General features: G+C 62.0%; 7 protein-coding genes. All 7 read right to left on the reverse strand.

Features of this window, described 5'->3' with window-relative positions; all coding sequences use genetic code 11:
• Positions 1–10: 10 nt before the first annotated feature.
• The 7 genes from flgK to M5G11_RS08145 all read right to left on the reverse strand — a co-directional run bounded on the left by flgK (position 11) and on the right by M5G11_RS08145 (position 11,447).
• Positions 11–2,059, reverse strand: a complete 2,049-nt coding sequence (flgK, locus tag M5G11_RS08115; protein ID WP_273911024.1) for a flagellar hook-associated protein FlgK — start codon at positions 2,057–2,059, stop codon at positions 11–13.
• 10 nt (positions 2,060–2,069) lie between these two features.
• A complete protein-coding gene (gene flgJ / locus M5G11_RS08120; RefSeq protein WP_273911023.1) occupies positions 2,070–3,272 on the reverse strand; it encodes a flagellar assembly peptidoglycan hydrolase FlgJ in 1,203 nt (400 codons plus the stop codon).
• Positions 3,273–3,282: 10 nt separating this feature from the next.
• Complete coding sequence (locus tag M5G11_RS08125) at positions 3,283–4,392, reverse strand: flagellar basal body P-ring protein FlgI (protein WP_273911022.1); 1,110 nt, start codon at positions 4,390–4,392, stop codon at positions 3,283–3,285.
• Between the two features lie 12 nt (positions 4,393–4,404).
• Entirely contained in the window at positions 4,405–5,100 is a 696-nt protein-coding gene (gene flgH, locus M5G11_RS08130; RefSeq protein WP_273911021.1) for a flagellar basal body L-ring protein FlgH, read from the reverse strand.
• Between the two features lie 61 nt (positions 5,101–5,161).
• Complete coding sequence (gene flgG, locus M5G11_RS08135) at positions 5,162–5,947, reverse strand: flagellar basal-body rod protein FlgG (RefSeq protein WP_273911020.1); 786 nt, start codon at positions 5,945–5,947, stop codon at positions 5,162–5,164.
• A gap of 45 nt (positions 5,948–5,992) precedes the next feature.
• Positions 5,993–6,733 carry a flagellar basal body rod protein FlgF gene (locus tag M5G11_RS08140; RefSeq protein WP_273911019.1) on the reverse strand — a complete coding sequence of 247 codons (741 nt, stop codon included), beginning with the start codon at positions 6,731–6,733 and terminating at the stop codon, positions 5,993–5,995.
• Positions 6,734–6,992: 259 nt separating this feature from the next.
• On the reverse strand, positions 6,993–11,447 hold the full coding sequence (locus M5G11_RS08145) for a beta strand repeat-containing protein (RefSeq protein WP_273911018.1): 4,455 nt from the start codon (positions 11,445–11,447) through the stop codon (positions 6,993–6,995).
• Between the last annotated feature and the right edge of the window lie 131 nt (positions 11,448–11,578).

An 11,578-nucleotide genomic window follows, 5' to 3' on the forward strand; every position in this document is an offset into this window, starting at 1 on the left:
CTACGACTCCTTAAAGACTATTGATCAACGTGCTGAAAATTTCCTGAGCCGCCTTGATGATCTGCGACGAGGCCGTGTAGTACTGCTGGTATTTGACCAGGTTGCCCGCTTCTTCATCGAGCTGAACGCCCGACAGCGAATCGCGTGCGGCTTGGGCGGACTTGTTCAACGCGGTGGTCGAACTGCTGTCCATCTGCGCCTGGGCGGTCTTGCCGCCAACGTTCTCGACCAGCTTGCCGTAGGCATCGGTGAGGCTGATCCCGACGCCATTGGCGCCGACTTCGACGGTGCCCTTGCTCTGCAGGTCGATCACCGACTGGCCGTTGCGGTTGTCGTTGGAGCCGGAACCGGTCAGCGCGACGGTATAGCTATCGCCTTTTTTCGGCGCACCGGACACCGTCATCTCGAACGCAAAGGTCTTCTGAACGCCGGCACCGTCCTTGATCGGCGCACCACTGGCGTCAACCATCGGCACGTTGAGCTGCAACTTGTTCGCTTCACCTGGAATGATGGTGCCGGCGCTCAGCTTGGTGCCCTTGGCGTCGTACATTTCGTAGGTTTGCGGGCTGGTGCCTTCATCACCAAACACCAGCTTGACCGGCGTGGAGTACTTCAGGCCGGTCTGCAATTCCAGGCGCTGGGCCGAATTGTAGATATCCAGCTTGGAGGTCAGCGTCGGCTGGGTGATCACCCCGGTGCCCTTGTTGCTGGCCCCGCTGGTAGCCCCCAGGGGTGCCGCCAGGGCAATACGCTTGGGATCGGTCAGGACGGTGTCCAGGGAGCCTGCGCCACCACGGGTCGGGGTCACCTTGAAGCTGTCGCCGGCCTGCATGGCCCCGCCATTGAGGCTGAGGCTGAAGCCGTCAATGACCTTGGGCGGGTTGTCGTTCAGGTCGAACGCGCCCATGTCGGTACCTTCCGGCAGCTTCTTGACGCTGTAGCCGGTGGCGCTGGTGAAGGTCACCTGGTAATCGCTGGTGGACAGCTTGCCGGTGTCCTTGATGGTCACGTTCAGGTTGCCCGATCCGGTACTGTTGCCCTGCTTGGCAATGCTGCGCTGGCTGATCAATTCGGCACTGTTGATGTTGTTGAACAGTGCGGCGCCGAACTCGCCATTTTTGTCGATGCCCTGCGCCAGCTGGCTGTTGATGGCATCGGAAACGACCATGGCCACGCGGCCCAGCTCGTTCAGCGACGGATCAAGCACTTCACTGCGATAACGCAGCAGGCCACCGATTTCGCCACCGGTCACGCTGCTGGTGATGTCGGTCTGCATCGGGCCGCTGTTGTGCACGATGCTCAGGCGGGTCGGGTCGGACGGGCTGGCCTTGGTCGACAGGGTGTTGACCGTATTGCCCAGCACCAGGGCCTGGCCATTCTTCAGGTAGACATCCACGCTGCCATTGCGCTCGACGGCATCGGCACCGACCAGTTCGCTCAGTTGGCGCACAGTCTCGTTGCGCTGGTCGAGCAGGTCGTTGGGAGCGCCACCCACCGCAGCAATGCGGGAAATCTGCTCGTTGAACTGGGCAATGGTCGCCGACAACTTGTTGACCTGCTCGGTCATCGACTTCAAGTTGCCGTTGAGGTTGGTGTTCTGCTCGTTGAGCTGCGAGGCGATGGTGTTGAAGCGCTTGCCCAGCGACTGTGCGCTGGTCAGCAGCAATTGACGCGAGGCGTCTTCGTTGGGTTTTGCACCGGCACTTTGCATTGCCGTGAAGAAGCTCTTGAGCGCGGCGGTGATCCCGGTGTTGGGGTCCGACAGCAGGCCGTCGAGCGGCTTGACCTGGCTGAGGTACGCAGCCGCGTCGCTGTTGAGCGAGGTGGTGGTACGCAGCTGGTTCTCAAGGAAGGTGTTGTACACCCGACGCACGTCGGCCAGGGTGGTCCCGGTGCCGATGAAGACGTCGCCTGTACGGATTGAACCCTTGGTCGATTGGAGGTTCTGCTGGCGTGAATAACCGGCTACATCGGCGTTGGTAATGTTGTTACCAGTGGTATACAGCCCGGACGACGCGGCTCCAAGCCCAGACATCCCGATATTGATCAAACTCGCCATGGTTCAAACCTTATAGTTTCGTAGTGGTAGCGATCGCTGCATAGCTTTCGTACGACTTCATCTGTTTTGCGATCTGAGAGATCTTGCTGGCGTAGTCCGGATCCGTCGCATAACCCGCCTTTTGTAGTTCACGCACGAACTGTTCTGGCTTATCGGCCGACTTCACCGCTTCTTGATAGCGCGAGTTGTTTTGCAGCAGGCTGACCAGGTCATGGAAGCTGTCCTGGTAGGAACCGTAGGAACGGAACGCTGCCGTTTCCTTGACGAACTGGCCGTCGCGGAACTCGCTGGTGATCGCCCGCGCCTGCTCACCCTGCCAGTTGCCAGTTGCCTTGATGCCGAACAGGTTGTGACTGCTGCTGCCATCGGCCTGACGCATGACCGACTTGCCCCAACCGGTTTCCAGCGCCGCCTGGGCCACCAGGTAGCGTGGGTCGACACCAATGCGCTTGGCGGCCTGTTCGGCCATCGGCAGCATGGTGGCGACAAAGTCGTCACTGGAACTGAAGGCGCGCTTGGCCGGCGCCAGCGGCGGCTGGGCCACGGCACGGCCGTAGATGCGCATCCCGCCCGGCGCGGCAAAGGCCTGGGCCGGTTGCCAGTCGCCCTTGAGCACGGCATCGGTCATCGCCGTGGTGCGCTGCGGCATGGACTGGGTGTTGGCGGTTGCCGCCACGGCACCAGCTGGAGGCACGATGCCGGCCAGCAGGCGGTCGGTAAGCTTGCCCGGCAGCGCCAGGCGCCGCGAGTTGAGCGCCGCCATGTCGTTGCGGGTGCTTGCCGTACCGGCGTCGGCACGCGCTGGCTCGTCGACCTTGCTGGCCCACAACGCGCGCTGCGGTGTGTCGATGCGCGGGAACGGGCTGGTATTGCCAGCCGTGCTGCCCTTCTGCTTGGACAGCTGACGCATCAGCACGTCCTGCAAACCGATACCACCACCCTCGCGGGACATGCTCACCGCCAGCTGCTGGTCGTACATCTGCTGATACTGCTTGGTGGTCTCGGTGTTGAGCGGGTTGTCCTTGGCCAGGACATCGCTGGCCGAGCGTGCCGACTTGAGCATCTCGTTGAGGAACAGCGACTCGAATTCCTGGGCGACCTTGCGCAGGTTGGCGTCACTGTCCTTGTCACCGACCTTCAGCGAGTTGAGGCGATTGAGGTCGGTGTAGGCACCGCTGTCGGCGGCATTGAAAGTGCTTTTAGGCATATCCATGGCCAATGCCTCAGATCACGATCAGGTCGGCTTGCAAGGCGCCGGCCTGTTTCAGGGCTTCAAGGATCGCCATCAGGTCACCGGGGGCTGCACCCACCTGGTTGACGGCACGGACGATCTCGTCAAGCGTGGTACCCGGGCCGAACTTGAACATCGGCTTGGCTTCCTGCTCGGCGTTGACCCGCGAACGCGGCACTACTGCCGTCTCGCCATTGGAGAACGGCCCAGGCTGGCTGACGATCGGGTCTTCGGTAATGGTCACGGTCAGGCTGCCGTGGGTCACCGCTGCCGGCGACACCTTGACGTTCTGGCCGATGACGATAGTCCCGGTACGCGAGTTGATGATGACCTTGGCCACCGCTTGGCCCGGATCGATCTCGAGGTTCTCCAGGATCGACAGGTAGTCGACACGCTGGCTTGGGTCCAGGGGCGCAGTGACGCGGACCGAACCACCGTCCACGGCCTGGGCGACACCCGGGCCGAGCAACTCGTTGACCTTGTCGACCACGCGCTTGGCGGTGGTGAAGTCAGGGCGATTGAGGTTCAGCGTCAGGCTGTTGCCCTGGTTGAAACCACTCGGCACGGCACGCTCAACCGACGCACCACCCGGGATACGCCCGGCCGATGGCACGTTGACAGTGATTTTCGAGCCGTCGCGACCTTCGGCGTCAAAACCGCCGACCACCAGGTTGCCCTGGGCAATGGCGTAGACGTTGCCGTCGATACCCTTGAGCGGGGTCATCAGCAAGCTGCCGCCGCGCAGGCTCTTGGAGTTACCGATCGAGGACACGGTGATATCGACTACCTGCCCCGGCTTGGCGAACGGCGGCAGGTCGGCATGAATCGACACCGCGGCGACGTTCTTCAACTGCACGTTGCCCGACCCAGGCGGCACCTTGATGCCGAACTGCGAGAGCATGTTGTTGAAGGTCTGCAAGGTGAACGGGGTCTGGGTGGTCTGGTCACCCGTGCCGTTCAAGCCCACCACCAGGCCATAGCCGATCAGCTGGTTGGTACGCACGCCGGAAATGCTGGCGATGTCCTTCAGGCGCTCGGCCTGAACGCCGAACGCGGTGGACAACAGGATCGTAGCGGCAATCAGCTGCTTGAAGTTGAACATGGTCATCCGAACCTAGAAAGGCCAAAGCGGGCTGAGGAAGAAGCGGTCGAACCAACCTGGCTGGCTGGCATCGGCAAACGATCCGGTCCCCGAATAGGTGATGCGCGCATCGGCCACCCGGGTCGACGATACGGTGTTGTCGGTGGCGATATCGTCGGCACGTACCATGCCGGCAATGCGCACCAGTTCATCACCGGTATTGAGGGTCATCCACTTCTCGCCACGCACGGCAATGATGCCGTTGGGCAGTACATCGGCCACCGTCACGGTGATCGAACCGGTCAGGGTGTTGCCCTGGGCCGCCTTGCTGTCGCCCTTGGTGGCGCGGTCGCCGCTGTAGCCAGCGCTCAGGCTCAGGTCATTGCTGCCGAGCGGGTTGTTGGTGGTCAGGCTTGAACCGAACAGCGAGGTCAGGCCGATGTCGGCCTTGCTGTTCTTCGCGATCTGCGAGTTGGCGTTCTTGCTCGCCTGGGTCCGCTCGTTCAGCGTGATGGTGATGATGTCACCCACGCGGAAAGCCTTGCGGTCGGCGTACAGGTTCTGCTCGAAACCGGCCTGGTAGATCGAACCGTTGTTGGCCGCCGCCGGCAAAGGGGTACGCGGAAGAACCGGCGCGTAGTACGGGTCGTTGGGCTTGGGCGTCGGTGCGACGCAACCGGCCAGCAACACCACCCCACCCAGGGCGAATACGGATAACAAACGGCTCATGACTCTGACCTCACGGTGTAACAGGCGCTGTACGGCGACCTCGAAGACTTTACTGACAGGCTTACAGGTTCTGGGTAACGAACGAGAGCATCTGGTCGGCGGTGGAAATCACCTTGGAGTTCATCTCGTAGGCACGTTGGGTAGTGATCATGTTGACCAGCTCTTCCACGGTGCTGACGTTGGAGTTTTCCAAGGTCTGCTGCGCGACCACGCCGAAACCGTTCAGGCCCGGGGTGCCGATTTGCGGCGCGCCGCTGGCAGCGGTTTCCAGGAACAGGTTGCTGCCCATGGCTTGCAGGCCGGCCGGGTTGATGAAGTCGGCGGTCTGGATGTTGCCGATGATCTGTGCCGCCGGGTTGCCGGCGGTGGTGATCGACACGGTGCCGTCCTGGCCAACGGTGAAGGTCTGCGCCTCTGGCGGAACGACAACAGCCGGCTCCAGGGCAAAACCGTTGGCGGTGACGATCTGGCCGTCGGAGTTCAGGTGGAAGGTACCGTCACGGGTGTAGGAGACGGTGCCGTCCGGCTGCAGGATCTGGAAGAAGCCACGACCGTTGACCGCCATGTCCAGCGGGTTTTCGGTGGTTTGCAGGCTGCCGGTGCTGAAGTTTTTCTGGGTGCCGACGATGCGCACACCGGTACCGACCTGCAGACCCGAAGGCAGCTCGCTGTCCTGGGTCGACTGGGCGCCAGGCTGACGCTTGATCTGGTACAGCAGATCCTGGAATTCGGCGCGATCACGCTTGAAACCGGTGGTCGAGACGTTGGCCAGGTTGTTGGAAATAACGGTCAGGTTGGTGTCCTGGGCGGACAAGCCGGTTTTACTGACCCAAAGAGCCGGAAGCATGCTGTTCTCCTCGTGCGCCTGTTTTACGGCGCTACGTCTGTGTAATTAGCCGATTTGCAAAACACGCGCCATGGCTTCATCGCCTTCTTTGGCCGTGGTCATCATCTTGATGTGCATTTCGAATTGACGGGACAGCGCCAGCACCGCCGTCATTTCTTCAACGGCATTGACGTTGCTCGCCTCAAGGAAGCCGGAGACCACCTTGACGTTGGCATCGGCAACCGCAGGCTGGCCATCCAGGGTATGGATCATGCCGTCCGGGCCCTTGGTCATGTTCTTCAGGTCCGGGTTGACCAGCTTGATCCGGTCGACTTCGGCCATCACCCGCGGGCCTTCGCCCATGGCGCGGATGCTGATGGTGCCGTCGTCGCCGACTTCGACCTTCTGCTCAGGCGGCACGGCAATCGGGCCACCGTTGCCCATCACCGGCATGCCGTTGCCGGCACGCAGCACGCCCAAGGCGTCGATATTCAGGCTGGCGGTGCGCACATAGGCTTCGCCGCCATCGGGTGTCTGCACGGCAATGAAACCATCGCCGCCGATGGCCACGTCCAGGTCACGGCCGGTTTCCTGCATGGCACCGGGGCTGAAGTCAGTGGCCGGGCGCTCGGTCATCGCATAGGCGCGCGCCGGAAAGCTGTCACCGAACACCGGCATCGAACGCGCCTGCTCCAGGTCACGCTGAAAACCGCTGGTGGAAATGTTCGCCAGGTTGTTGGCATGGGCCTTTTGCGCCAGCGCGTTCTGACTGGCGCCGGTCATGGCCACGTAAAGCATCTTGTCCACTGTATTTCTCCCCTGCGCTGGCGAACACTTGCCGTCCGCCGCTGCTCTGGGCTGGCTGAAGCAATTTTCGAACCAAGTGTTCAGCAACCAGGCAAAGCGCCCTATTTGCGGGCCTTTGCCGAATAGGTCGCGTCACAGCACGCGCCAGGAAGACAAAAACTCGGCGGCATTCTGCCGTCGGCGGCAATAACCCGCCCCTGGCGAAAACAAAAACGCGGCAGGGTTGCCCCGGCCGCGTCTTTGTTCAACTCACCCTGGATCAGGTGATGGTGAAGGTCTCACCGCTGTTGGTCTGGAACTGCTCGATGGTGTTCGAGCCGGCATACCAGTTGGCAAGTACCACGCCGGTGTCGAGGTTACCGGCCGCCCAATCCGCCTTGGAGAAGATATGGGCGTCGGTGCCGGTATTGTGGATGTACACATCCCGAGCATTCTGGATGTTTTTCAGCACCACCACATCGACCCCATCGGTGCCGGTGTCGAGAATGACGACCGCCGACTTGGAAAAGACGTTGTAGGTGTCGCCATGCTGGCCACCGTCGGCACCGCCGGAACCCATCATGGTCATGATGTCCCAGCCCGAACCACCGTACAGCTCGTAACCGGTACCGGTGCCGATCAAGGTGTCGTTGCCCAGGTCGCCATAGGCCTTGCCGCTGGCGGTGCTGACGGTATCGTTGCCATCGTCGCCGTGGAGGATCGAGCCCTTGTCGAAGCGCGTGCCACCGAGGATCGAGTCGTTGCCCTTGCCGCCGTTGATGATGTCGCTCTGGATAACACCGTCTTCGGCCCGCGCGTAGGCACCGAAGGCCTTGTCCGACATGCCATCGCCATAGAGGATGTCGTTGCCGTCCGAGCCGTTGATGATGTCGTTGCCTTCGCCACCATAAATGGTGCTGCCGAACGCCATGGCCGTCAGTACGTCGTCGTAGGCGGAACCCGCCACGCCCTCGATGCTGATCAACACGTCGCCATCGGCGTCGCCACCGCTGGCGGTCGCCGTACCCAGGTCAACGCGCACGCCTGCGCTGCTGTTGATGTACCAGACCGCATCCTTGACCCCGCCACCACCATTGATGGTGTCGGCACCGGCACCGCCAATGAAGTTCTCGTTCTGTACGCTGCCGACGAACGAGTCATTGAAGGCCGTACCTTCGAAGGTCTCGATGCTGGTGTAGGTATCACCTGCGCCGATGCCGGTGATGGCAGGCTTGCTCAGGTCCAGCACGATGCCCGAGGTTTCACTGACGAACGACACCGCATCCACGCCATCACTGCCGTCGAAGATGTTGGCACCGGCATTGCCGATGAACAGGTCACCCTCGTAGGAACCAATGAACTTCTCAATGCTGTCGAAGCTGTCACCGACTGCCGAACCGCCATGCACGTTGGTCTGCAGGTTGATGACCACCGCCTTGCTGTCGGTGTACGACGCCGCGTCGGTACCCGCACCACCGAAGAACTGGTCGGCCCCGGCGCCGCCGAAGAAGGTGTCGTTGCCGGCGCCACCGGTGAGGATGTTGTCACCGCTGTTGCCGTAGCCGGTGAATGCCGCATTGCCCGTATAGGTCAGGCGCTCGACTTCGTTGGCCAGGCGGAAAGTCGACGCGCTGGTGCGCACTTCGTCATCACCGCCGCCTGCCAGCTCCATGACCTGGGTGGTCTGCCAGTTGAGGACGTACACGTCATTGCCCGCGCCGCCTTCAACGTAGGTGACGTTGGAGTGGGCCATGTTGAAGGTGTCGTTGAACGCCGTGCCGATGAAACGCTCGAACTGCACGAAGGTGTCACCTTCAGCATCGCCACCCGAACCAGTGCCCTTGGCTTCGAGCGAAACGTTCAGGGTCACGGCCTGTGCCGAACCCGAGTAGTCCAGGGTGTCGTTGGCTTGGCCACCGTCGAAGTTGTGGGCGGTGGCGTCGCTGACGAAAATGTCGTCACGGCCCGAACCGACGAACCGTTCGATGCTGTCGAAGGTGTCACCGGCCGCAATGCCGCCATGCACGCCGGTCTTGAAGTTCAGGGTGATCGGGGCAAAGCTGGCATCCCAATAGGACACCAGGTCATCGCCGGCACCACCGAAGAACTGATCGGCACCCGCACCGCCGGACAGCTGGTCGTTGCCACTGCCGCCGACAATGATGTTGTCCTGGCTGTTGCCATAGCCAACGAAGGTGCCGGTGCCGGTAAAGGTCATGCGCTCAACACCATCGGCCAGGCGCAGTTGCGCCAGCGATGTACGCACTTCGTCGATGCCACCGTCCTGCGCTTCCACCACCACCGAGCCGGCATGGGTGATCACGTAGACATCATCACCCGCGCCGCCTTCCAGACGATAGCTGGTGGAGGCCGAGGTGAAGGTGTCGTTGTAGGCCGTGCCGATGACCCGCTCGAATTGCGCGAAGCTGTCGCCCTGCGCCTCACCGGCACTGCCGGTACCTACACCTGCCGCGTCGATGGTCACGCTGATTGCCTGGGTGCCGCTGGAGTAGTCCATCGTATCCACCCCGCCGTTGCCGTACAGGGTGTGCGCGGTTGCATCGCTGACGAACACATCATCGAAGGCCGAGCCGACGAACAGCTCGATGCTGTCGAAGGTGTCGCCTGCCGCAATACCGGTATGGACGCCGGTCTTGAGGTTCAGGGTTACCCCGACATTGCCGGTGGCATCGAAGTAGGACACTGTGTCGATGCCATTGCCGCCCACCAAGCGGTCAGCACCCGCGCCGCCATACAGGGTGTCGTTGCTGTTGCCGCCGGTGATGATGTTGTCGCTGGCGTTGCCGTAGCCTTGGAAGCCGGTGGTACCGGTGAAGGTCAGGCGCTCGATGTTGTCAGTCAGACGGTAACCGCCAAGTGAGGTGCGCACTTCGTCGTTGCCACCGCCGGCGGCTTCCACCACCACCGATCCGGTGTTGTTGATCACGTAGACATCGTCACCCGCGCCGCCCTGCAGCTTGTAGCCGGTGGCGCTGGAGACGAAGGTGTCATTGCCGTCGGTACCGATGACCCGCTCGAACTGCGAGAAGCTGTCGCCTTCAGCGTCGCCACCCCGACCACTGCCGATACCTGCGCCATCAATGGTGATGCTGATGGCCTGCGCGGAGGTGGAGTAGTCCATGGTGTCGGAGCCGACAGCGCCAAAGAACTGCTGCGCGGTCGCGTCACTGACGAAGGTGTCGTCCAGGCCGGAACCGGTGAACTGCTCGATGCTCTCGAAGGTGTCGCCGGCAGCGATACCGCTGTGCACGCCGGTCTTGAAGTTCAGCGAGACGCCAGCGGCACCGGAGTCCACATAGGTGACCATGTCGATACCGGCGCCACCGATGAATTTGTCCGCACCAGCGCCACCCGACAGTATGTCGTTGCCGGCACCACCGTTAAGGATGTTGTCGGAACGGTTGCCGGCACCCTGGAAGTTGCCAGTCCCGGTGTAGGTCAAGCGCTCCACTTCATTGGCCAGGGCATAGCTGGACAACGCCGTGCGCACTTCGTCGTTGCCGCCGCCGGCAGCCTCGATCACTTGCGAAGTGGCGTTCTGGATCACGTAGACGTCATCGCCGTCGCCGCCTTGCAACTTGAAGCTGACTGCGTTGGAGGTCAGGGTGTCATTGAAGGCACTGCCAATCACCCGCTCGAACTGGGTGAAGGTGTCACCTTCAGCATCACCGCCAACGCCGACACCGGCACCCGTGTTGTCAATGGTCAGGCTGACTGCCTGGGCCGACGTCGAGTAGTCCATGCTGTCCTGCCCGCCGCCGCCGATGAAGACCTGGGCGCTGGCATCGCTGATGAACGTGTCGTCGTAGTTCGAACCGGCGAAGCGCTCGATGCTGTTGAAGGTATCGCCAGCGGCAATACCGGAGTGCACGCCGGTCTTGAAGTTCAGGGTAACGGCAACGCCGCTATCGGTGTAGGCCACCACGTCAGTGCCGGCGCCGCCGAAGAACTGGTCACCGCTGGCACCACCGAGCAGGGTGTCGTTGCCGTCGCCGCCGGTAATGATGTTGCTGCTGGCGTTGCCGTAGCCGACGAAGTTGCCGGTGCCGGTAAAGGTCAGGCGCTCCACTTCCGCCGTCATCGAGTAGCCGGCGAGGGAGGTGCGCACCTCGTCGTTGCCACCGCCCACGGCTTCCACGACCTGGGAGCCGGCATTGTTGACGATATAGACGTCATCACCGGCGCCCCCTTGCAGGCGATAGTTATTGGCAGAGGATACGAAGGTGTCATTCAACGCACTGCCGATCACCCGCTCGAACTGGCTGAAGGTGTCACCTTCGGCGTCGCCGCCTGCACCCGTGCCGTTGCCGGAAGAATCGATGGTCAGGCTGACCGCCTGGGCCGACGCCGAGTAGTCCAGCGTGTCGGTGCCAACGCCGCCAAAGAAGGCGTGGGCGCTGGCATCGCTGACGAAGGTGTCGTCATAGTTGGTGCCGACATAACGCTCAATGCTTTCGAAGGTGTCACCAGCGGCAATGCCCGTGTGCACGCCGGTCTTGAAGTTCAGGGTAATGGCGCCAGCACCGCTGTCGGTGTAGTTGGCAATGTCATTGCCGGCGCCGCCAATATGCTTGTCGGCCCCAGCACCCCCAGTCAGAACGTCATCGCCAGCGCCACCATCGAGGACATCATTGCCTCCCCTGCCATAAATCTGGTCGCCATCCGCAGTACCGACGAGGTTGTCGGCACCTTCCGTTCCTTGAATAATCGCCATTGCTACTCCTTCATTGCATCTTGGTTGAACAATCCTGTCCTGCACTCGACCGCCCTGGGCCGAGGTTCAGCGCACCTGCACAAGTCATCACTCGATGGAACTCCGTCGCGGGCAGCAATACGCCACGCCTT

This window comes from Pseudomonas fontis (assembly GCF_028656955.1).
Taxonomy (GTDB): Bacteria; Pseudomonadota; Gammaproteobacteria; order Pseudomonadales; family Pseudomonadaceae; genus Aquipseudomonas; species Aquipseudomonas fontis.